This is a genomic window from Pseudomonas persica, from assembly GCF_900291015.1.
In the GTDB taxonomy this organism is placed as follows: Bacteria; Pseudomonadota; Gammaproteobacteria; order Pseudomonadales; family Pseudomonadaceae; genus Aquipseudomonas.
The window spans coordinates 62449-83600 of sequence record NZ_OLKL01000047.1; the positions used below are offsets into that span (position 1 = coordinate 62449).

Annotated in this window: 18 protein-coding genes and 1 other RNA gene; 13 read left to right on the forward strand and 6 right to left on the reverse strand. The window is 61.4% G+C overall.

Annotation, left to right across the window (positions count from 1 at the left end):
• Window positions 1–56 precede the first annotated feature (56 nt).
• Together dnaK and grpE are read right to left on the reverse strand one after the other, a co-directional pair.
• Complete coding sequence (gene dnaK / locus FQ664_RS22375) at window positions 57–1982, reverse strand: molecular chaperone DnaK (RefSeq protein WP_144174966.1); 1926 nt, start codon at window positions 1980–1982, stop codon at window positions 57–59.
• A gap of 101 nt (window positions 1983–2083) precedes the next feature.
• Window positions 2084–2641 carry a nucleotide exchange factor GrpE gene (gene grpE, locus FQ664_RS22380; protein WP_144174968.1) on the reverse strand — a complete coding sequence of 186 codons (558 nt, stop codon included), beginning with the start codon at window positions 2639–2641 and terminating at the stop codon, window positions 2084–2086.
• A 191-nt stretch (window positions 2642–2832) separates the two neighbouring features.
• Here grpE and recN point away from each other — a divergent pair, with 191 nt between their 5' ends.
• Window positions 2833–4506: a DNA repair protein RecN gene (gene recN / locus FQ664_RS22385; protein ID WP_144174969.1), complete on the forward strand. Its 1674-nt coding sequence runs from the start codon at window positions 2833–2835 to the stop codon at window positions 4504–4506.
• 191 nt (window positions 4507–4697) lie between these two features.
• On the opposite strand, the gene fur is transcribed toward recN, so the two are convergent.
• Window positions 4698–5102: a ferric iron uptake transcriptional regulator gene (fur, locus tag FQ664_RS22390; RefSeq protein WP_015271870.1), complete on the reverse strand. Its 405-nt coding sequence runs from the start codon at window positions 5100–5102 to the stop codon at window positions 4698–4700.
• Between the two features lie 97 nt (window positions 5103–5199).
• Here fur and FQ664_RS22395 point away from each other — a divergent pair, with 97 nt between their 5' ends.
• A complete protein-coding gene (locus FQ664_RS22395; RefSeq protein WP_144174970.1) occupies window positions 5200–5733 on the forward strand; it encodes an outer membrane protein assembly factor BamE in 534 nt (177 codons plus the stop codon).
• 61 nt (window positions 5734–5794) lie between these two features.
• Here the strand turns inward: FQ664_RS22395 and FQ664_RS22400 are convergent, their stop codons facing one another.
• The gene (locus tag FQ664_RS22400; protein WP_144174971.1) at window positions 5795–6229 is read right to left on the reverse strand and encodes a type II toxin-antitoxin system RatA family toxin; all 435 of its coding nucleotides are present in this window, start codon (window positions 6227–6229) and stop codon (window positions 5795–5797) included.
• A gap of 162 nt (window positions 6230–6391) precedes the next feature.
• Here FQ664_RS22400 and smpB point away from each other — a divergent pair, with 162 nt between their 5' ends.
• Entirely contained in the window at window positions 6392–6874 is a 483-nt protein-coding gene (gene smpB, locus FQ664_RS22405; RefSeq protein WP_013974300.1) for an SsrA-binding protein SmpB, read from the forward strand.
• Window positions 6875–7005: 131 nt separating this feature from the next.
• On the opposite strand, the gene FQ664_RS22410 is transcribed toward smpB, so the two are convergent.
• Window positions 7006–7773 (reverse strand): FCD domain-containing protein, encoded by a 768-nt coding sequence (locus FQ664_RS22410; protein ID WP_144174972.1) that lies wholly within the window; start codon window positions 7771–7773, stop codon window positions 7006–7008.
• 256 nt (window positions 7774–8029) lie between these two features.
• On the opposite strand from FQ664_RS22410, the gene FQ664_RS22415 reads away from it, so the two are divergent.
• From FQ664_RS22415 to FQ664_RS22465, 10 genes are all read left to right on the forward strand, one after another.
• The gene (locus tag FQ664_RS22415) at window positions 8030–9700 is read left to right on the forward strand and encodes a lactate permease LctP family transporter (RefSeq protein ID WP_144174974.1); all 1671 of its coding nucleotides are present in this window, start codon (window positions 8030–8032) and stop codon (window positions 9698–9700) included.
• A 63-nt stretch (window positions 9701–9763) separates the two neighbouring features.
• Window positions 9764–10909: an FMN-dependent L-lactate dehydrogenase LldD gene (gene lldD / locus FQ664_RS22420; protein WP_144174976.1), complete on the forward strand. Its 1146-nt coding sequence runs from the start codon at window positions 9764–9766 to the stop codon at window positions 10907–10909.
• Window positions 10910–10984: 75 nt separating this feature from the next.
• A complete protein-coding gene (locus tag FQ664_RS22425) occupies window positions 10985–13795 on the forward strand; it encodes an FAD-binding and (Fe-S)-binding domain-containing protein (protein ID WP_144174978.1) in 2811 nt (936 codons plus the stop codon).
• 213 nt (window positions 13796–14008) lie between these two features.
• On the forward strand, window positions 14009–14302 hold the full coding sequence (locus FQ664_RS22430; RefSeq protein ID WP_144174980.1) for a hypothetical protein: 294 nt from the start codon (window positions 14009–14011) through the stop codon (window positions 14300–14302).
• Window positions 14303–14401: 99 nt separating this feature from the next.
• Window positions 14402–14793: a transfer-messenger RNA gene (gene ssrA, locus FQ664_RS22435) on the forward strand.
• 188 nt (window positions 14794–14981) lie between these two features.
• Window positions 14982–16238 carry an integrase domain-containing protein gene (locus FQ664_RS22440; RefSeq protein ID WP_144174982.1) on the forward strand — a complete coding sequence of 419 codons (1257 nt, stop codon included), beginning with the start codon at window positions 14982–14984 and terminating at the stop codon, window positions 16236–16238.
• A gap of 963 nt (window positions 16239–17201) precedes the next feature.
• Window positions 17202–18599, forward strand: a complete 1398-nt coding sequence (locus tag FQ664_RS22450) for a YfjI family protein (RefSeq protein ID WP_144174984.1) — start codon at window positions 17202–17204, stop codon at window positions 18597–18599.
• The gene (locus FQ664_RS22455) at window positions 18583–18942 is read left to right on the forward strand and encodes a hypothetical protein (protein ID WP_144174986.1); all 360 of its coding nucleotides are present in this window, start codon (window positions 18583–18585) and stop codon (window positions 18940–18942) included. Before FQ664_RS22450 ends, FQ664_RS22455 begins: the two co-directional genes overlap by 17 nt.
• Window positions 18920–19900, forward strand: a complete 981-nt coding sequence (locus tag FQ664_RS22460; RefSeq protein WP_144174988.1) for an integrase domain-containing protein — start codon at window positions 18920–18922, stop codon at window positions 19898–19900. The genes FQ664_RS22455 and FQ664_RS22460 overlap by 23 nt, the downstream gene beginning before the upstream one ends.
• A complete protein-coding gene (locus tag FQ664_RS22465) occupies window positions 19897–20163 on the forward strand; it encodes a hypothetical protein (protein ID WP_056795032.1) in 267 nt (88 codons plus the stop codon). The genes FQ664_RS22460 and FQ664_RS22465 overlap by 4 nt, the downstream gene beginning before the upstream one ends.
• A gap of 66 nt (window positions 20164–20229) precedes the next feature.
• Here FQ664_RS22465 and FQ664_RS22470 read toward each other — a convergent pair whose 3' ends face one another.
• On the reverse strand, window positions 20230–21141 hold the full coding sequence (locus FQ664_RS22470; RefSeq protein WP_027614913.1) for a restriction endonuclease: 912 nt from the start codon (window positions 21139–21141) through the stop codon (window positions 20230–20232).
• Window positions 21142–21152: the final 11 nt, after the last annotated feature.

Sequence of the window (21152 nt, forward strand, 5' to 3'; positions counted from 1 at the left end):
GACATCCTACCAGCTCACCGCCAAACGGCGGTGAACTGGCCGACAACATGCAGGGATTACTGCTTGTTGTTGTCTTTCACTTCTTCGAACTCGGCGTCAACCACGTCATCGTGCTTGGCTTCCGGCTCGGCCTGCTGCGCGCCACCCTGAGGCTGTTCGGCCGACTGCTCGGCGTACATCTTCTGGGCAACCGGTGCCGAAACCTTGGACAGCTCTTCGACCTTGGCGTCGATGGCAGCCTTGTCGTCGCCTTTGACAGCGGCTTCCAGGGCAACAACGGCAGCCTCGATGGCGGTTTTCTCCTCAGCAGTAACCTTGTCACCCGCGTCAGCGACCATCTTGCGGGTCGAGTGAACCAGCGCGTCACCCTGGTTACGGGCAGCGGCCAGCTCTTCGAACTTGCGGTCTTCCTCGGCGTTGGCCTCGGCGTCACGCACCATGCGCTCGATTTCTTCGTCCGACAGGCCGGAGTTGGCCTTGATCACGATCGACTGCGACTTGCCGGTGGCCTTGTCCTTGGCGCTGACGTGCAGGATGCCGTTGGCGTCGATGTCGAAGGTTACTTCGATCTGCGGCACGCCACGCGGAGCCGGCGGAATGTCAGCCAGGTCGAACTTGCCCAGCGACTTGTTCTGCGCAGCCTGCTTGCGCTCACCCTGCAGCACGTGAATGGTCACGGCGCCCTGGTTGTCGTCGGCAGTCGAGAACACCTGCGACTTCTTGGTCGGGATGGTGGTGTTCTTCTCGATCAGCGAAGTCATCACGCCACCCATGGTTTCGATACCCAGGGTCAGCGGGCTGACGTCCAGCAGCAGTACGTCTTTCACGTCACCGGCCAGCACGGCACCCTGGATCGCAGCACCCATGGCCACGGCTTCGTCGGGGTTGACGTCCTTGCGCGCTTCCTTGCCGAAGAAGTCGGCAACGGTTTTCTGTACCAGCGGCATACGGGTCTGGCCACCGACCAGGATCACGTCGTCGATCTTGGCAACGTCGATACCGGCGTCTTTCAGAGCAATGCGGCAAGGCTCGATGGTGCGCTGCACCAGACCTTCAACCAGCGACTCCAGCTTGGCGCGGGAAATCTTCACGTTCAGGTGCTTGGGACCAGTGGCGTCTGCAGTGATGTACGGCAGGTTGACGTCGGTCGACTGAGCGGACGACAGCTCGATCTTGGCTTTTTCAGCAGCTTCCTTCAGGCGCTGCATGGCCAGCGGGTCGCCCTTCAGGTTCATGCCGGATTCTTTCTTGAACTCCTCGACCAGGTAGTCGATCAGCAGCATGTCGAAGTCTTCGCCACCCAGGAAGGTGTCGCCGTTGGTGGCCAGTACTTCGAACTGGTGCTCACCGTCGACTTCGGCGATTTCGATGACCGAAACGTCGAAGGTACCACCACCCAGGTCATAAACGATGACAGTGTGGTCGCCCTTGGCCTTGTCCATGCCGTAGGCCAGCGCAGCGGCGGTCGGTTCGTTGATGATACGTTTTACGTCCAGACCAGCGATGCGACCGGCATCCTTGGTAGCCTGACGCTGGCTGTCGTTGAAGTAGGCCGGTACGGTGATGACCGCTTCGGTCACTGGCTCGCCGAGGTAGTCTTCGGCGGTTTTCTTCATCTTTTTCAGAACTTCGGCGCTGATTTGCGGCGGCGCCATTTTCTGGCCGTTCACTTCGACCCAGGCATCACCGTTGTCGGCCTTGGCAATCTTGTACGGAACCAGCTGGATGTCTTTCTGCACGACCTGCTCTTCGAAGCGACGGCCGATCAGGCGCTTCACCGCGAACAAGGTGTTGTGCGGGTTGGTGACGGCCTGGCGCTTGGCCGACTGGCCAACCAGGATTTCGCCGTCGTTGGCGTAGGCCACGATCGAAGGGGTAGTACGCGCGCCCTCGGCGTTTTCGATGACCTTGACGTTACCGTTTTCCAGAATGGAGACGCACGAGTTGGTGGTCCCCAGGTCGATACCGATGATTTTACCCATGTTAACTCTCCCGAAACTTGAATTTGGTAGCAGCGACTACTTTGGCCAACTGCGGTAATACTTGAAGGCTTGACACCTAGATGGGGATGCCCCGAAGGATTTCAAGCCTTTTCATTGATCGAGGGTTGCGCCGCGCTCGGCGCCTTGCTGACCACCACCATGGCGGGGCGCAGCAGGCGACCATTGAGCAGGTAGCCTTTCTGGAACACGTTCAGCACGCTGTTCGGCTCTACCTCGGTGTTTTCCTGCATGGCCATCGCCTGGTGGTGCTCAGGGTTGAATGGCTGACCGTGCGGATCGATGGCTTCGAGGCTGTAGCGCTTGAAGGTGTCCTGGAACATCTTCAGGGTCAGCTCGACACCTTCACGAATCTGCTTGACGTTCTCGTCGTCGGCACTGGAGTGGGCCAGGGCCAGTTCCAGGCTGTCGATCACCGGCAGCAGGTCGCTGGAGAATTTCTCCAGGGCGAACTTGTGCGCCTTCTCGACATCCTGCTCGGCGCGACGGCGTACGTTCTGCAAGTCGGCTACGGCGCGCAGCGACTGGTCCTTGGCGGCGGCCAGCTGTTCCTCGAGCTCCAGAACACGGGCGTCAGTAGTGGGCTCTGCACCAGCTTCTTCGACGTTAAGGTCTTTTTCCTTCAGCTGTTCGTCAGCCATGGGGTCTCTCCTGCGCAATTTTGTGGACTGCGAGCCAGGCTCGCCTTGGATGTCGGCTATATGGGGCCGGAAAAACCAGCTTCAAGGGGCAAGGCGGTTTCCCGGCTGCAACAGAATCTTCCAAGGGGCATTGGCAGGCCTGAAAAAAGTACTGTATAAATAACCAGACCTGACTTCTCGGGAGCCGCCCCATGCTGGTGCACCTGTCCATTCACAACTACGCCATCGTCGAGCATCTCGACCTCGAAATCGCCCGTGGCATGTCCGTCATCACCGGCGAGACCGGCGCCGGCAAATCGATCATGCTCGACGCCCTCGGCCTGGCCCTGGGCGACCGGGCCGACAGCGGCGTGGTGCGCCCCGGCACGGACAAGGCAGACATCCTCGCCACCTTCGACCTGGTGGACATCCCCGAGGCGCATGCCTGGCTGGCCGAGCGTGACCTGGACAATGACGGCCTGTGCATCCTGCGCCGGGTGATCACTGCCGAAGGTCGCAGCCGCGGCTACATCAATGGCACGCCCTGCACGCTCGGCGACCTCAAGGCGCTGGGCGAGCTGCTGATCGACATCCACAGCCAGCACGAGCACCAGTCACTGCTCAAGACCGAAACCCACCGCCGCCTGCTCGACGAGTACGCCGGCGCCGTCGACCTGGCCCGCCAGGTGCAGCTGGCGGCCAAGCGCTGGAACCAGACCCGCCTGGAGCTGGAGCGCCTGTCCAACTCCGGCGATGAGCAACGCGCCCGCCATCAGCTGCTGAGCTACCAACTGGAAGAACTGGACAACCTCGGCCTGGGCGAATACGAGCTGGAGCAGCTGGAGCAGGAACACAAGAACCTGACCAGCGCCGAAGCCCTGTTCGGCATTTGTCGCCAGGTCATCGACCAGTGCAGCGAAAGCGATTCGGGCAATGTACTCAGCGCCCTCACCGCCAGCCTCAACCGCCTGGGCGCGGCCACCAACTCGCCCAAGGCTCTGGGCGAAGCGGCCAACCTGATCGCCAGCGCGCAGATCCAGGTAGAGGAGGCCGTGGGCGAGCTCAACCGCTTCCTCGACAACTTCGACGCCGACCCCATGCGCCTGCAGGCACTGGAAGAACGCCTCGACACGATCTACACGCTGGCGCGCAAACACCGCGTGCACCCCACCGAACTGCCCCACCTGCAGCAACAGTTGATGGAAGAGCTGGAAGGCCTGAACGCCAGTGACGAGTCGATCGAGCGACTGGGTGAAGAGCTGTCGGCTTTCGCCCAGCACTATAATGAGAAGGCTCGCGAGCTCAGCGCACTGCGCCAGCAGGCCGCCCAGCAGCTGGCGGTGGCCGTCGAACAGGAGATCCAGCGCCTGGGCATGCCCGGCGGGCGCTTCTGCATCGAGCTCACGCCCAATGAGGGCGCAGAACTGTCGCCCCATGGCCTGGAACAGATAGAGCTACTGGTCAGTGCCAACCCCGGTCAACCACTCAAGGGCCTGGCCAAGGTGGCCTCAGGCGGCGAACTGTCCCGCATCAGCCTGGCGATCCAGGTGATTACCGCACAGACCTCGCGCATTCCCACCCTGGTGTTCGACGAAGTCGACGTGGGTATCGGCGGGCCTACTGCCGAAATCGTCGGCCAACTGCTGCGCCGCCTGGGCGAGCGCGGCCAGGTGCTGACGGTGACCCATCTGCCGCAAGTGGCAGCACAAGGGCATCACCACCTGTTCGTGCACAAGGTGCGCAACAGCGACACCACCCACACCGCTGTGGCCAGCCTGGGTAAACGCGAGCGGGTTGAGGAAGTGGCGCGGATGCTGGGTGGCATCGACCTGACCAAGGAATCCTTGGCGCATGCACGCAAGATGGTGGTAAGCGGCAAGGCCTGATACCTCATTTTTCAGGCCCATTCGCGGGTAAACCCGCTCCCACAGGAAATTCACCGAGCCTGAGACCTGTGCAATACCTGTGGGAGCGGGTTTACCCGCGAAGAGGCCAGAACAAACGACATACCTCTCAGCCCCAGAAAGCACAAAGGCGACCCGAAGGTCGCCTTTGCTATCCATAACGATAAGAATCGTTACTTCTTCTTACGCACGTACAGGACCAGATTGTGGTCCACCAGCTCGTAGCCATGCTCGGCCACGATTTCGCGCTGGCGTTTCTCGATTTCGGCATCCATGAACTCGATGACTTCGCTGGTCTCTACGTTGACCATATGGTCGTGGTGACCGCCATCGGCCAGTTCAAACACCGCATGACCGCCGTCGAAGTTGTGGCGAACCACCAGACCCGCCGCTTCGAACTGGGTCAGTACGCGATAGACGGTGGCAAGGCCCACGTCCTCGCCAGCCTCCATCAGCGCCTTGTAGACATCCTCGGCGCTCATGTGACGCTGCTCGGTGGAGTCGAGCATCTGAAGGATCTTGACTCGAGGCAGGGTCACCTTGAGACCGGCTTTGCGTAATTCGCTATTTTCAACCATGGTCAGCTTTCTCGCCGATGCTGCTTCGCAGCTTCTCTTAATACGGGTATGATCGGGGTTTACGTTGTCCAGCCAAGATAGTGGAAGTCGCCCACCGATGCAAAACACCAAGCTCTTGCTAACCAGCCTCACCCTAGTGGGACTGCTCGCACTCGCCGGTTGCTCGTTTCCCGGGGTTTACAAAATCGACATCCAGCAGGGCAATGTCGTTACGCAAGACATGATAGACCAATTACGCCCCGGAATGACCCGCCGGCAAGTAAGGTTTATCATGGGTAACCCGCTGATCCAGGACACCTTCAACACCAACCGTTGGGATTACCTGTACAGCCTGCAGCCAGGCGGCGGCAAACGCCAGCAAGAACGCATGAGCGTGTTCTTCAACGAAAGCGACCAGTTGGTCAACCTGTCTGGCGACTTCATGCCAGGCGTCAGCCGCGACCAGGAAATCCTCGGCGGCAGCAGCGACACCACGGTCAGCCCGGCCAACCAGCCAGAGCAGCCAACCGTGCAGCCTGAAGAAAAACCAGCCAAACCGGGCTCGGTGGAAGAATCCATCCAGCGCGAGATCGATACCATCGAGACCACCCCGGTACCGACTCCGGCTCCGCTGGAAACCTCGCCTCAGTAAACGGCGCGCAGCTACAAAAAAGCCCGGACCTGGTCCGGGCTTTTTGTTGCCGCTTTTTCAGTCAGGCATTCAGCTGCTTGGCACGCTGGCAGAACGCATCCACCAGCGTATTGGCCGCCTGGTTGAACAGCGGGCCCAGGGTCGCGCGCACCAGCGGACCAGCGTAGTCGAACGACAGGTCCAGGCTGATCTTGCAAGCCTTGTCACCCAGCGCCTTGAACACCCACAGGCCATGCAGCTGGGTGAACGGCCCCTCTTCCAGGTTCATCTCGATGGACTGCCCCGGCACCAGGACATTGCGCGTGACGAAGTGCTGGCTCATGCCGCCCTTGGCCACTTCGAGCTTGGCGCGCATGTGCGTGTCACTGGCCTCGATCACCGTCGAGGCCGAGCACCAAGGCAGGAACTGCGGGTAGCTGGCCACATCGTTGACCAGATCGTAGAGCGCCTGGGCGGGGTATGGCAGCAGGGCGGAGCGTTGAATATGGGTAGTCATCCAGGCGTCACTTCCAAGGCTGGGTGGCGGCGCTTCGCAGCGTGCCAAAAACAGGTTCTGTCCCCAAGACAGGGGCTGTATTGTCCGGTATTCATTGCAGTGGCTCAAGCACACCGAAATCCCGTAGCCGACGACGCGGTGACTGCCTATAATGCCGCCCCTATGGCTAAGCAAAAGAAACATCCGACCGGGACCATCGCGCAGAACAAGAAGGCGCGACACGATTACTTCATCGAACACAAGTTCGAGGCCGGGCTGGTCCTGTCCGGCTGGGAAGTAAAAAGCCTGCGAGCCGGCAAGGCGCACCTGACTGACAGCTACGTGCTGCTGAAGGACGGTGAAGCCTGGCTGTTCGGCAGCCACATCACCCCGCTGACCACCGCCAGCACCCACGTCATCGCCGACCCCATCCGCACCCGCAAGCTGCTGCTGAACAAGCGCGAGCTCGAGCGCCTGGAAGCGGCCGTGGCGCAAAAGGGCTACACCTGCGTGGCCCTGGCGCTGTACTGGAGCAAGCACCTGATCAAGTGCGAAATCGCACTGGGCAAGGGCAAGAAGGAATTCGACAAGCGCGACACCATGCGCGAACGCGATTCCAACCGTGAGCTGCAGCGGGCTGTGCGGAACAAGGGCAAGGAAGAGTAGATCTTCCTTAGCCTGTTCCGGCCTCTTCGCGGGTAAACCCGCTCCCACAGGCTATGCACCGGATTCGAAGGCGTGCGATCCCTGTGGGAGCGGGTTCACCCGCGAAAAGGCCAGCCCAGCCACCACAAGATTCAACGCCCGCTACGCCGCTCCGCCCGCGCCACTCGCTGCGCTTCTTCGTGCGCCTCTTGCAGCACCTCCTGCACATACAGAATGTGCCGGCTGGACACCTCCCGCGCATCCTCCGCCCGGCCCTCGACAATCGCCAGGTACAGCTCCCGGTGCTGGCTGATCAGCATGTCCCGGGTCTCGGTCCGCTGCTGGTACATGCCACCAATGTTGGTCACCACGTTGCGCTTGAGCAGGTCGAACAAGCCCCGAATAGTGTGCAGCAGCACAGCATTATGACTGGCCTCGGCAATTGCCAGGTGGAAGCGCGCATCGGCCGCGCCCTCCTCCGCCCGGGTCACTTCATCGACCCTGGCATAGCAGTCCTGCAGCGCATCAAAGGCCGCCTTGAGCCGCGCCCGGTCCGGCTGGGTGGCGCGCTGGGCCGCGTAGTAGGCGCAGGACGCCTCCAGGGTATGGCGGAATTCGAGCAGGTCACGCTGCGCCTCGGCACTGTGCTCGAGCAGCTGTAGCAGCGGGTCGCTGAAGGTGGACCCCAGAGACTCGGCAACAAAATTGCCCCCGCCCTGGCGGCTGACCAGCAGCCCCTTGGCCACCAGCTTCTGGATCGCCTCACGCAGTGACGGGCGGGACACGCCGAACTGCTCGGCGAGGACGCGCTCGGCCGGCAGCCGCTGGCCCGAGGTCAGCGTGCCTTCCAGAATCATCCCTTCCAACCGATCGACGATGTCGTCGGACAGGCGCCGTTGGCGGACCTGATCAAAAACCATCACATGCTCTCCACAAACCCCCGGCAGATGTAAGGGGCCGCCTATTCTCGCCGATCCAGGCCGCGCAAACACCCACCAGGCAACGATTTTCCCAGCGCATCAGGTGCCCGCTCATCGGCACGCGACCAAAGTTTTGCACAGGACAAATTGACACACCCACGACGACGCTTTTAACCTAGCGCCCAGCCATTGTAAATTGGTCTTACCAATTATCCAATGCCAGTGCCTGACCAACAACAATTAGGGGCCACCCCATATGCAAACCTGGCAACAAATCTATAGCCCGCTTGGTAGTCTTGGCCTGTCCGCACTGGCGGCGGTCATTCCCATCGTCTTCTTCTTCCTTGCCCTCGCCGTGTTCCGCCTCAAAGGCCACGTGGCCGGCAGCATCACCCTCGCGTTGTCGATCCTGGTGGCGATCTTGGCCTTCCAGATGCCTGTCGACATGGCTTTCGCTGCTGCGGGTTACGGCTTCCTCTACGGCCTCTGGCCGATTGCCTGGATCATCGTTGCCGCGGTGTTCCTGTACAAACTCACGGTCAAGAGCGGCCAGTTCGAAGTGATCCGCAGCTCGGTACTGTCGATTACCGACGACCAGCGCCTGCAAGTGTTGCTGATCGGCTTCTGCTTCGGTGCCTTCCTGGAGGGTGCGGCGGGCTTTGGTGCACCGGTGGCAATCACTGCCGCGCTGCTGGTGGGCCTGGGCTTCAACCCGCTGTACGCCGCCGGCCTGTGCCTGATCGCCAACACCGCGCCAGTGGCCTTCGGCGCCCTGGGCATCCCGATCATCGTGGCCGGCCAGGTCACCGGCATCGATGCCTTCCACATCGGCGCCATGACCGGTCGCCAGCTGCCGCTGCTGTCGCTGTTCGTACCGTTCTGGCTGGTGTTCATGATGGACGGCCTGCGTGGCGTGAAGGAAACCTGGCCTGCCGCCCTGGTCGCTGGCCTGAGCTTCGCCGTCACCCAGTACTTCACCTCGAACTTCATCGGCCCGGAGCTGCCGGACATCACCTCGGCCCTGGCCAGCCTGATCGCCCTGACCCTGTTCCTGAAAGTCTGGCAACCCAAGCGTTCGTTCGCCGAAGCCAAAGGCAGCGTCGGCGCCGCCGTCGTGCAGCCGAGTGGCAGCCAGCCAAGCCCGTACAGCTTTGGCGAGATCTTCAAGGCCTGGTCGCCGTTCCTGATCCTCACCGTACTGGTGACCATCTGGACCCTGAAGCCATTCAAGGCGGCCTTCGCCCCGGGCGGCGCGATGTACAACTTCGTGTTCAACTTCGCCATCCCGCACCTCGACCAACTGGTGATCAAGAGCGCACCGATCGTTGCCGCGCCAACCGCCATGCCTGCGGTGTTCAAGCTCGACCCGATCTCCGCCACCGGCACCGCGATCTTCCTCTCGGCACTGATCTCGATGGCAGTGTTGAAAGTCAACTTCAAAACTGGTCTGACCACTTTCAAAGAGACCTTCTGGGAGCTGCGCTGGCCCATCCTGTCGATCGGCATGGTGCTGGCCTTCGCCTTCGTCACCAACTACTCGGGTATGTCCTCGACCATGGCCCTGGTGCTGGCCGGTACCGGTGCCGCATTCCCGTTCTTCTCGCCGTTCCTCGGCTGGCTGGGTGTGTTCCTGACCGGTTCGGACACCTCGTCCAACGCCCTGTTCAGCTCGCTGCAGGCCACCACCGCACACCAGATCGGGGTCAACGACACCCTGCTGGTAGCTGCCAACACCAGCGGCGGCGTGACCGGCAAGATGATCTCGCCGCAATCGATCGCCGTCGCCTGCGCCGCCACCGGCCTGGTCGGCAAGGAATCCGACCTGTTCCGCTTCACCGTCAAGCACAGCCTGTTCTTCGCCACCATCGTCGGCCTGATTACCCTGATCCAGGCCTACTGGCTGACCGGCATGCTGGTTCATCACTAAAGTGCAAGGGGCCGGGCGCCATCGCGCGCCCGGCAATCCCCACAAGCAACGCTGCGAGAATCCATGATCATTTCTGCCTCTACCGACTATCGCGCCGCGGCCCAACGCAAGCTGCCTCCCTTCCTGTTCCACTATGCCGACGGCGGCGCTTACGCCGAGCACACCCTGCGCCACAACGTCTCGGACCTGGCCAGCATTGCCCTGCGTCAGCGCGTGCTGAAGAACATGTCCGAGCTCAGCCTTCAGACCAAGCTGTTCGACGAAACCCTGAGCATGCCGGTGGCCCTGGCCCCGGTCGGCCTCACCGGCATGTACGCCCGCCGTGGCGAAGTGCAGGCGGCGCGCGCGGCGGCGGCCCACGGCATCCCGTTCACCATGTCCACGGTGTCGGTGTGCCCGATCGAAGAAGTGGCCCCGGCCATCGACCGGCCGATGTGGTTCCAGCTGTACGTGCTCAAGGACCGCGGCTTCATGCGCAACGCCCTGGAGCGGGCCAAGGCCGCCGGGGTCAAGACCCTGGTGTTCACCGTCGACATGCCAACCCCCGGCGCCCGCTACCGCGACGCCCACTCTGGCATGAGCGGCAAGAACGGCCCGCTGCGCCGCGTGCTGCAAGCCATGACCCACCCGGAGTGGGCGTGGGATGTCGGTGTGATGGGGCGCCCACACGACCTGGGCAACATTTCCACCTACCGTGGCAACCCCACCGGCCTTGCCGACTACATCGGCTGGCTGGCCAACAACTTCGACCCATCGATCTCCTGGAAAGACCTGGAGTGGATTCGCGAGTTCTGGGACGGCCCGATGATCATCAAGGGCATCCTCGATGCCGATGACGCCCGCGATGCGGTCAGGTTCGGTGCCGACGGCATCGTCGTCTCCAACCACGGCGGCCGCCAGCTTGACGGTGTGCAGTCCAGCGCCCGCGCCCTGCCAGCGATTGCCGATGCGGTCAAAGGCGACCTGAAGATCCTTGCCGACTCCGGTATCCGCAGCGGCCTCGACGTGGTACGCATGATTGCCCTGGGCGCCGATACCGTACTGATCGGCCGCGCCTTCCTCTACGCCCTTGCCGTGCACGGCCAGGCCGGGGTGAAGAACCTGCTGGAGCTGTTCGAGAAGGAAATGCGCGTAGCCATGGTGCTGACCGGCGCCAAGTCGATCAGCGAAATCACCCGCGACTCGCTGGTACGCGAACTGGGCGCCTGACCGCCCGCAAGAACGACCGCCTGATTGACCCGGGGCATGTGGCGCACAAAGGCCACGGCCCCGCGAGGAGACTGCATGAGCCTGCCCGCCGCGTTCCTGCGTGATGCCGAGCGCCTGATCCCCGCCGAACGCCGTTTCGACGACCCCACCTCCACCCTGGCCTTCGGCACCGACGCCAGCTTCTACCGGTTGATCCCCAAGCTGGTGGTGCGCGTCGAATCCGAGGACGAAGTGGTCGGCCTGATCAAACTGGCCCAGCGCGAGCGGGTGCCGGTCACCTTCCGCGCCGCCGGCACCAGCCTGTCCGGCCAGGCCATCAGCGACTCGGTGCTGATCGTCCTCGGCGACAACTGGAATGGCCGGGAAATCCGCGGCCAAGGCGAACAGATCCGCCTGCAGCCCGGGGTCATCGGCGCCCAGGCCAACGCCTGGCTGGCTCCCTTCGGGCGCAAGATCGGCCCCGACCCGGCCTCGATCAACGCCTGCAAGATCGGCGGCATCGTCGCCAACAACGCCAGCGGCATGTGCTGCGGCACCGCGCAGAACACCTACCACACCCTGGCCGGCCTGCGCCTGGTGCTGGCCGACGGCACGCGCCTGGACAGCGAAGACCCGGCCAGCATCGCCGCGTTCGAGGCCAGCCACGCCGAGCTGCTGGAATCACTGGCCCGCCTGGGCCGTGAGACCCGCGCCAACACCGCACTGGCCGAGCGCATCAGGCACAAATACCGGCTGAAGAACACCACCGGCCTGTCGCTGAACGCGCTGGTGGACTACGACCAGCCGCTGGATATCCTGCAGCACCTGCTGGTCGGTTCCGAAGGCACCCTCGGCTTCATCAGCGCCGTCACCTACGACACCGTGCCCGACCACCCGCACAAGGCCAGCGCCCTGCTGGTGTTCCCCAGCGTGGAAAGCTGCTGTCGCGCGGTGACCGTGCTCAAGCGCCAGCCGGTTTCCGCCGTGGAACTGCTCGACCGCCGCAGCCTGCGCTCAGTGCAGAACATGCCCGGCATGCCGCTGTGGGTAAAAGGCCTGTCGGACAATGCCTGCGCCCTGCTGATCGAGTCGCGCGCCGCCAGCCAGAGCCTGCTGCACGAGCAATTGCAACAGGTGATGGCCTCGATCGCCGACTTCCCGCTGGAACAGCAGGTCGACTTCAGCGAAGACCCGGCCGTATACAACCAGCTATGGAAAATCCGCAAGGACACCTTCCCCGCCGTCGGCGCCGTGCGCCAGACCGGTACTACAGTCATCATCGAAGACGTCACCTTCCCCATCGAGCAACTGGCCGAAGGCGTCAACCGCCTGATCCAGCTGTTCGACAAGCACCGCTACGATGAAGCGATCATTTTCGGCCACGCCCTGGAAGGCAACCTGCATTTCGTCTTCACCCAGGGGTTCAACAGCGCCGAGGAAGTCGCCCGCTACCAGGCCTTCATGGACGACGTAGCGCAACTGGTGGCCGTGGAGTTCGGTGGCTCGCTCAAGGCCGAGCACGGCACCGGGCGCAACATGGCGCCGTTCGTGGAGCTGGAATGGGGCGCTGATGCCTACCAGCTGATGTGGAAACTCAAGCGCCTGCTCGACCCCAACGGCATCCTCAACCCCGACGTGGTGCTGAGCGAAGACCCTGACATCCACCTGAAGAACCTCAAACCGCTGCCCGCTGCCGACGAGATTGTCGACAAGTGCATCGAATGCGGCTTCTGCGAACCGGTGTGCCCGTCCAAAGGACTGACCCTCAGCCCGCGCCAGCGCATCGTCATGTGGCGTGACATCCAGGCCAGGCAGCGCGCTGGCATCGACACCCGCGAACTGCGCCAGACCTACCAGTACCAAGGTATCGACACCTGCGCCGCCACCGGCCTGTGCGCCCAGCGCTGCCCGGTGGGCATCAATACCGGCGAACTGGTGAAGAAGCTGCGCAGCCAGGCCGCCGAGCACGAAAAAACCGCCGACTGGCTGGCCGAACACTTCCACACCGCCCTGGGCGGCGCCCGCCTGACCCTGACCGCCGCCAATACCGCACGCAAGCTGCTCGGCGCCCCACGCCTGGGCCGCCTGAGTGCCTCGCTGAACAAAGCCTGCAAAGGCCGCCTGCCGCAGTGGACCCCGGCCATGCCACAACCCCTGCGCCCACTGGACTTCGGCCCGACCAGCAACGACGCACGCCCCCGTGTGGTGTACCTGGCTGCCTGCGTCTCGCGGGTGATGGGCCCAGCCTATGCCGACCGCGAGCAAAGCTCGCTGCTGGACAAGACCCGCGCCCTGCTTGAGAAGGCCGGCTACCAGGTGGTGTTCCCCGACAACGCCGACAGCCTGTGCTGCGGCCAGCCGTTCGCCTCCAAGGGCTACCCCGAGCAGGCCGAACACAAACGCCAGGAACTGATCGCCGCGCTGCTGCACGCCAGCCGCGGCGGCCTCGACCCGATCTACTGCGACACCAGCCCCTGCACCCTGCGCCTGGTGCAGGACCTGAGCGACACCCGATTGGACCTGTACGACCCGGTGCGCTTCATCCGCACCCACCTGCTCGAGCGCCTGGAGTTCACCCCCCAGGACGAACCGGTGGCCGTGCATGTGACCTGCAGCACCCAGCACCTGGGCGAAAGCCAGGCGCTGATCGACCTGGCGCGGCGTTGCAGCAAGCAGGTGGTAATCCCGGAAGGCATACACTGCTGCGGCTTTGCCGGTGACAAAGGCTTCACTACCCCCGAGCTCAACGCCCACTCGCTACGTAGCCTGAAGGATGCGGTGCAGTACTGCAGCGAAGGCATCTCCACCAGCCGCACCTGCGAGATTGGCCTGAGCAGCCACAGCGGCATCGACTACCACGGCCTGGTCTACCTGGTCGACCGCGTCACCCGCCCCCGCAGCATCTGACCCTGTGGGAGCGGGCATGCCCGCTCCCACCGGTTTAGTGCACACTCCGAGCCAACCCAATTCCATGTGGGAGCGGGTTCACCCGCGAACACCGGCATAGCCGGTGCCATCCCCCGCTCATTCCACCCCGCCACCATCTCGATTGAACCCCCGCCAATCCCCAGCAGTCCACCCTTACAGGCCCACCTTCCAGAGGCCCTGAAGGAGACTCCCATGAAAGGTACCGCGCTTTCGGCCCTGTTCGCGGCCGCCACCCTGCTGGCTTCACCGGTGTTCGCCGCCGAAGACCTGTGCACCGCCAATCTGCAAAAGATCGACGACAGCATGGCTACCGCAGGCGCCACCTCCGAAGGCCTGGACAAGGCCATCACCGAGCACGTCGACAAAGCCAAGGCTGCCCAAGCCTCGGGCGACACCAAGGAATGCATCGCCATCACCAGCAAAGTGCTGGAGCGCCTGGAAAAAACCGAGAAAGGCAGCGGCTCCGGCAGCGGTAGCGGCGCCTGAGCCCAAAAGCGGGCGACCAGACCGGCTGTCGACGTCGCCCGCACAATGGCGTATACTCTGCCGTACGTACCGTAAGGTGCGTTAGCCAAGAGCTAGTGTGGGGCCGATCAGGATTCGACGCCGGTAGCGAAACTCTAGGTGCATGCCGAGTTGGTAACAGAACTCGTAAATCCACTGTTGCAACTTTCTATAGTTGCCAATGACGAAAACTACGAGGGCTACGCTCTCGCTGCGTAAGCAGCTGAGCCCGCTCTCCTGGTAGCTTCGGCTCCAGCAATCATCAGGGGATGCCTGTAAACCCGAAATGATTGTCATACAGAACAGGATCGTCGTGTAGCACGTTGGGGGCAAAGCGACTAAAACTTACCCAACTCGTCCAAAGCACCCTGCCCGTCGGGCGGCTGCGGATTAACTCAGTAGACACGGCTAAGCATGTAGTACCGACAGCGGAGTACTGGCGGACGGGGGTTCAAATCCCCCCGGCTCCACCAAATGATCAATCAAAGACGTCCACGGACGTCTTTTTTTGTGCCTGGAAGTCAGTGAAATCAAGGGTTTACTGCTCTTTTGAGGGCCACAACGGTTTTTTGAGTTCCAGCCATCCCGGTATTCCCGGTGGTATTCCAGCTTACCTGGGGCTAATCTTGGGAATACCAAAAGGTGTCATGGATCTTCTCCCATGTGCGCTCAAACAGCTCGCCTCTCCGACCGCCAGCTTAAGGCGGTCAAGCCCAAAGACAAGGACTACGTCCTCACGGATGGCGACGGCCTGCAGCTTCGCGTCCGGGTCAACCGCTCGATGCAGTGGAATTTCAACTACAGGCATCCGGTCACCAAAAATCGAATCAACATGGCGCTCGGCTCCTACCCTGAGGTCTCTCTGGCGCAAGCTCGGCGGAAAGCGGTTGAGGCTAGGGAAGTTCTTGCGCAGGGGATCGACCCCAAAGCTCAGCGCAATGATCTCGCGCAGGCCAAACTAGCCGAGACGGAACATACGTTCGAGAAAGTAGCCGCTGCCTGGTTCCAGCTGAAAAAGGACTCGGTCACGCCAGCCTATGCTGAGGACATCTGGCGCTCACTCACGCTGCACGTTTTTCCGAGCATGAAATCGACCCCGATCTCGGAAGTCAGCGCACCGATGGTGATAAAGATTCTTCGGCCCATCGAAGCCAAAGGCAGCTTGGAAACAGTGAAGCGGCTTAGCCAGCGCCTCAACGAGATCATGACCTACGGGGTCAATTCGGGAATGATCTTCGCGAACCCGCTCAGCGGGATTCGGGCGGTGTTCAAGAAGCCGAAGAAAGAAAACATGGCGGCGCTACCACCCGAGGAGCTTCCTGAGCTCATGCTGGAAATAGCGAACGCCAGTATCAAGCGCACGACCCGCTGCTTGATCGAATGGCAGTTGCACACCATGACTCGCCCCGCCGAGGCAGCGACTACTCGCTGGGCAGACATCGACTTTGAAAGGCGTGTCTGGACCATCCCGCCGGAGCGGATGAAGAAGCGCCGCCCGCACAGCATCCCGTTGAGCGATCAAGTCATGTCATTGCTGGAAATACTGAAGTCCCACAGTGGTCATCGGGAATACGTCTTCCCGGCAGACCGAAACCCTCGTACTCATGCCAATAGCCAGACCGCCAACATGGCGTTGAAACGTATGGGCTTCCAGGACCGGTTGGTCAGCCACGGCATGCGCTCGATGGCCAGCACCATTTTGAATGAACATGGGTGGGACCCGGAGCTCATCGAAGTGGCGTTGGCGCACGTCGATAAGGATGAGGTGCGCAGCGCCTACAACCGAGCCGACTACATCGAGCGCCGACGGCCGATGATGGCTTGGTGGAGCGAGTACATTCTGAAGGCGTCGACTGGCAATCTCTCGGCCAGCGCGATGAATGTGGCCACGGATCGGAACGTAGTACCCATCCGATAGGACGGCGACAACGGCGACACTGGCGACAGACCGCATGCCATCTACATCCTTTTCGTCTGAGCTGATGGCGACAGTCGCCAACTCGCCTTGCTTTTAGCTTCTCCGGCTAAGCCCGTGAGCATGGGGAGGCTTCGCATCCCCATGCTCACGGGCTAACACTAGAAAAGCGACAAACGGCCACTTTGCCACTGACAGCCACCGATTGGCAAAGCACGCCAAAGAAGGAATCTGGCGCATTTCCATGTGCCCTTCACCAATTGACCCGTGCCGCGGTGACCGATAGAACGAAGGTTCAAAGCGCTGCCTTCGGCAGCACCCCAGATGACCAGAGCCTTCAAGGTCATGCCGCTAACCCGGTGGTTCACCCTAAAGTGCGATTCGCGCCCGGAGGCTCGCACGGTCATTCGCCAGAATGATGGACGCCCTCTAAACAATCCGCCTAGTGCGGCTGCCCGCTAACCCTTTAGCCCTGCAGCAACGAACCTGCTCGGCCAACGTCTTGCGCCAACCGTTCGCCCGTCTCTTTTCCAGAAAAGAGACGGGCGCTCCTACCACTGCTGCAGCCCTCATCGCAAATGGCTTTGCGGCAATTCCCCGCGTGACAATCGGCGTGACAAACGCCGATGTCACCAGCTACAGCGCTGTAGATGATGGTGCCGCAGACCAGGGAATGGACTGCACCTGACTGACAGTCAGGCATGCCCCGGTCATCGCAGTGCTGCTTGCACCCGGCTCAGGATCTCGCGGCGCTGGTCTCGTCACCCAGTGCAGCCTCCACCCGCCCACCACTATCGGTGCTCAGGAGGCCAGATCATGAGATGCCCTTGCTCCTGGACGTAAGGAGCCGCCAGTCCCGCGTCAGTGGACACCCTCACAGGTCGCAGGGGCTTTGATCCCTGATAACACTCAGCATTCTTGGCGGGATGACGTGAGGGAGAGGTCGGTAATTTATGGAGGAAGGCTATGCAACTGCGCGAAGTACAAGGGCCACCACGCCCCTTGTTGGAACAGCAGATAACGCCCCTGCCCTACCCGGTCGCGGCGCTGGGCGATCTAATGGGGCCTGCCGTGGAACGCATGGCCGATGTGATCGGCGTGCCCTGCGCCATGGCCGCGCAATCTGTTCTAGCCACGGCAGCTTTGGCGAGCCAGGCGCACGCCAATGTTCACCTCGACGGTCGAATTTATCCGTTGTCGCTGTACTTACTGACGGTGGCTTGTTCGGGTGATCGCAAAACCGCGGTGGACCATATTGCGCTGCAGGCCGTACGCGACTGGGAAAGACAGCAGTGGATCGCCTATGGCGAACAGCTCAAGGCGCATCGAGCTGCAATGAGCCTCACCGCGAAGTCACCGACCTCGAAAAAGTCAGCACAGCTAGCGCTGGACGCCCAACCTGAACCCGTCCAACCGAGACTCCTCAGTGCTGAGCCGACCATTGAGGGCCTGGTCAAAAGCCTGTGCCACGGTTTGCCCAGCATGGGCCTGTTCAGCGATGAAGGCGGCCAGTTCTTGGGCGGCAGCACCATGAGCAAGGACAACATGATCAAGGCGATCACTCACTTGTCGACGCTGTGGGACGGCAGCCCGATTGATCGGTCGCGCGCGATGGCAGGGGAAAGTCTGCGTGCCTATGACCGCCGTCTCAGCATGCACTTGATGCTTCAACCCCGCCTGGCAGAACGCTTGCTGCTGGACGCTGATATCAAAGACCAGGGCATCCTGGGACGCTGTCTGATCAGTTGGCCAGAGCGTCTGGTTGGACAACGACTGTACAAAGCCATCGACCTGACCCGAGATCCAAAGGTGCACCTGTACCAGCGGCGCATTGCCGCACTCATGCAGAAGCCATGGTCACGCCATAAAGACGGCGGCCTCAACCATGCAACCCTAGAGTTAAGCCCCCGCGCCCGTGAAGCATGGATTGCCATTCACGACACCATTGAATGCGAGTCTGGGGAATTCGGCGAGCTGGTCAACGTGCAAGCTGCTGCGGGCAAAGCCGCCGCGAACGTTCTACGCATGGCTGGTGTGATGGCGGTGGTTGAAGAATTGACTATCTTGGAAGAAATGCACATTCAGCGCGCCTCTACGCTGATGGATTACTACCTGGCCGAGAACCAACGACTGACTGAACAGGAGCCACTGAATAAGCTTCGCGCAGAGGCCGACTGCCTGCTTCGCTGGTTGATAAAGAAGAACTGGCCACCGTTTCGCCTCCGCGACATCACACGCAACGGCCCTCGCTTTGCCCGTAAAAGCACGCGGCACACCTTCGAGTTATTGCTGCAACTGGTTGCCCATAACTGGCTGAACAATGACGGGGACATATTCGAGGTGCGCCATGTTCCGACTCAATGACGCCGTGCGCCGATATGGAGCGCAACATCGCTCGCCGACCGAGCTACGGTGTGTCGCCGCAACTGCCACCACTTTGTCGCCACGTGCCAATCCAGATGCGGCGGGGCTTGTCGCCAGTGTCGCCGCTGTCGCCGCTCCAACATCTGAGTCAACCGACCTCGCTCGGCTTATCGAGCAGTTGCAAGAAGAAGGGGCTTTGCTGCAACACAGTCAAAATGCCCTCCTCATCCGCCCAGCACACTGGGGACAGTTGGACACCATCGCCCCCCACTGGAAAGCCTTGCTGCTGCGCCTACAAACCAATGATCAAGGTGAAGACAATGGCGCTGGTCGGTCGGCGTGACGGTCGCAACTTTGGCTACGGCCGCCAAATGAGCTATGCCGGTCGGCAGGCACTCGAGGATATGTTCGCAGGCGGCCACTTCGCCACCGTCAAAGCACACAGCGATCGCTGGCAAGCCTTCGTGCGCTGGTGCCGTTCAAAGGATGGCCCTCGCTACAACGATGCTCGGCAGATCGATCGACAGACACTAAATGACTACGCCGATTACCTGCGCCAGCAGATCCAGCAAGGCGAGCTGTGCATCGCCACCGCGCAAAACCGCCTGAGCAGCGTCAACCGCACCCTCGCTGCGCTGCGCGGTGATCTGGACGTGAGAATTGTCAGTCCGAGCGAAGCATTGGGACAGCAGCGATCCATCGTTCGCACCCGTGCGCCGGATGGCCAAGACTATCAAAACGTTCAACGAATAGCGCAGGTGCTGACACAACAGCGACATGAGCGGGTAGCAGCGATTGTCATGCTGGCCCGGACTACCGGAATGCGCCTGCGCGAAGCGATCCTGGCGGACCTGCCACGCTTGCACCGGGAAGCCGAGTACTTAGGCCGCATCAATATACAGGACGGTACCAAAGGCGGCCGCTCAGGGGCTTCAGCTCCGCGTTGGGTCATCGCAAATGAGGAGGTAAAGGCGGCACTACAGTTGGCGCGTGAAGCGTCGCCGACCGGCAGCCGCAACTTACTGGCCCGGGATGAAACCTACGCCGTGTTCATGCAGCGGACTGTGCTCCCTGCTCGCGCAACATTGCATGAGTACGGATTAAAGGGGTTCCATGAACTGCGTGCGGCATACGCCTGCAAACGTTACGAGCAACTTACAGGCCTCGCAGCTCCGATCAATGGTGGCCACGGTTGTCGCACAGACCGCGATCTTGATCATCAGGCACGCCTACAGATCAGCCTTGAGCTGGGGCACAACCGGATAGATGTGGTTTCGGCCTACATTGGTGGACGATCATGAGCAAACCTTTTGATATGACGCTGTTCCTGAGCGGCACCCTGGCCGGCTCGAGAACAACCCAGCAACGCCACCTACGCCAAGCCCGAATCATGCAGGCTGCCATTCAACAGCGATGGCATCGAAATAATCCGTGGACCTGGCAGCTAAAGCATGTGCGCTGGTTTCTTACCCAGTACCTGAAGGATCATTCCGACGCCAGCAGGTATCACTATCGTCTCACTGCTGCATTGATCTTGAAGCGCAGGGGAGCCATCGGGCGCTGACATTATATTAGAGGGATATGAGTCAGTATTAGCTGCCGAAGTCTTGTTAAGACCAAACGTTACAATTCACTCTCCTGCGAAATAATCGCTGTCCAACTGCTTCACCTCGTACACCTGCTTAATGCTCACACCCAAGTTGTTCTCGACCATCAGTCGCGCCAGCTCGACACCGTCGATCAGCACCACTTTGATATCCAGCCCCAGCGCTGCAGCACGGGCGCCATCCGAGAAATCCGACGTGGTGATAAACACGCCTTTGCGGGCACGCTGGCGTGTCAAAGCGCCGATAAATTTGTCGATTTCCGGACGGTGCACAGTGTTGGTCCAGCGCTTGGCCTGCAGATAAATCACGTCAAGGCCGAGCTTGTCTTCTTTAATAATCCCGTCAATCCCATCATCATTGGTTGCCTGGGTTGCCTTACCGGCTTCCTTACGCGATCCGCCGTAGCCCATGGCGATCATGAGATCGACCACCAACTGCTCAAAAAAGCTGGGGGTAGCGGCCCGGACTTGCACTAACAGCTCATCTGCCAGTGACTGTACCAATGCTTGATGCGCTTCTGCCAACTGCTCGTCAGGCGTGGTTTCAGCAACCTCGACAGGTAGCAGGGCAGGCGCGTCAAGCTCTTGCGGTTTGGCGGTATGGAAGTCTGCGAATTCAGGGAACTGCTTCAGCCAACTAACCGTGATGCGCTCCGGGCCATCGGCCAAAGTAGTGAGGCCGCGCGGCGTAATCTGCACCATCCCCTTAGTAGGAATGCACAGCAGTCCCGCTTTGTTCAAGTAAGTACGTGCCCAGCCCACTCGGTTGTTGATTACTGTCTGATGGCCAGAGGGCAGCCGCTCTTTGCGCTCCTCCTCGGTCAGTTGAAACCGCTCGGCCACCTGCTCGCGCACCTCGTTGAGTGGCATCGGCATACCATTTTGCACAGTGGCCAGCACAGGCCGCATCACACTTTGAAAATCAGGAATTGCCATCGTTGCATCCT

Excerpts from the sequence above, each read along its gene's own strand:
- FQ664_RS22415 (WP_144174974.1), top strand. The coding sequence starts at position 8,030 with ATGCAAACCTGGCAACAAATCTATAGCCCGCTTGGTAGTCTTGGCCTG.
- FQ664_RS22430 (WP_144174980.1), top strand. The coding sequence starts at position 14,009 with ATGAAAGGTACCGCGCTTTCGGCCCTGTTCGCGGCCGCCACCCTGCTG.
- FQ664_RS22395 (WP_144174970.1), top strand. The coding sequence starts at position 5,200 with ATGCAAAACACCAAGCTCTTGCTAACCAGCCTCACCCTAGTGGGACTG.
- FQ664_RS22400 (WP_144174971.1), bottom strand. The coding sequence starts at position 6,229 with ATGACTACCCATATTCAACGCTCCGCCCTGCTGCCATACCCCGCCCAG.
- smpB (WP_013974300.1), top strand. The coding sequence starts at position 6,392 with ATGGCTAAGCAAAAGAAACATCCGACCGGGACCATCGCGCAGAACAAG.
- FQ664_RS22455 (WP_144174986.1), top strand. The coding sequence starts at position 18,583 with ATGTTCCGACTCAATGACGCCGTGCGCCGATATGGAGCGCAACATCGC.
- FQ664_RS22470 (WP_027614913.1), bottom strand. The coding sequence starts at position 21,141 with ATGGCAATTCCTGATTTTCAAAGTGTGATGCGGCCTGTGCTGGCCACT.
- FQ664_RS22440 (WP_144174982.1), top strand. The coding sequence starts at position 14,982 with ATGTGCGCTCAAACAGCTCGCCTCTCCGACCGCCAGCTTAAGGCGGTC.
- recN (WP_144174969.1), top strand. The coding sequence starts at position 2,833 with ATGCTGGTGCACCTGTCCATTCACAACTACGCCATCGTCGAGCATCTC.
- dnaK (WP_144174966.1), bottom strand. The coding sequence starts at position 1,982 with ATGGGTAAAATCATCGGTATCGACCTGGGGACCACCAACTCGTGCGTC.
- FQ664_RS22450 (WP_144174984.1), top strand. The coding sequence starts at position 17,202 with ATGCAACTGCGCGAAGTACAAGGGCCACCACGCCCCTTGTTGGAACAG.
- FQ664_RS22425 (WP_144174978.1), top strand. The coding sequence starts at position 10,985 with ATGAGCCTGCCCGCCGCGTTCCTGCGTGATGCCGAGCGCCTGATCCCC.
- grpE (WP_144174968.1), bottom strand. The coding sequence starts at position 2,641 with ATGGCTGACGAACAGCTGAAGGAAAAAGACCTTAACGTCGAAGAAGCT.
- FQ664_RS22465 (WP_056795032.1), top strand. The coding sequence starts at position 19,897 with ATGAGCAAACCTTTTGATATGACGCTGTTCCTGAGCGGCACCCTGGCC.
- FQ664_RS22410 (WP_144174972.1), bottom strand. The coding sequence starts at position 7,773 with ATGGTTTTTGATCAGGTCCGCCAACGGCGCCTGTCCGACGACATCGTC.
- fur (WP_015271870.1), bottom strand. The coding sequence starts at position 5,102 with ATGGTTGAAAATAGCGAATTACGCAAAGCCGGTCTCAAGGTGACCCTG.
- FQ664_RS22460 (WP_144174988.1), top strand. The coding sequence starts at position 18,920 with ATGGCGCTGGTCGGTCGGCGTGACGGTCGCAACTTTGGCTACGGCCGC.
- lldD (WP_144174976.1), top strand. The coding sequence starts at position 9,764 with ATGATCATTTCTGCCTCTACCGACTATCGCGCCGCGGCCCAACGCAAG.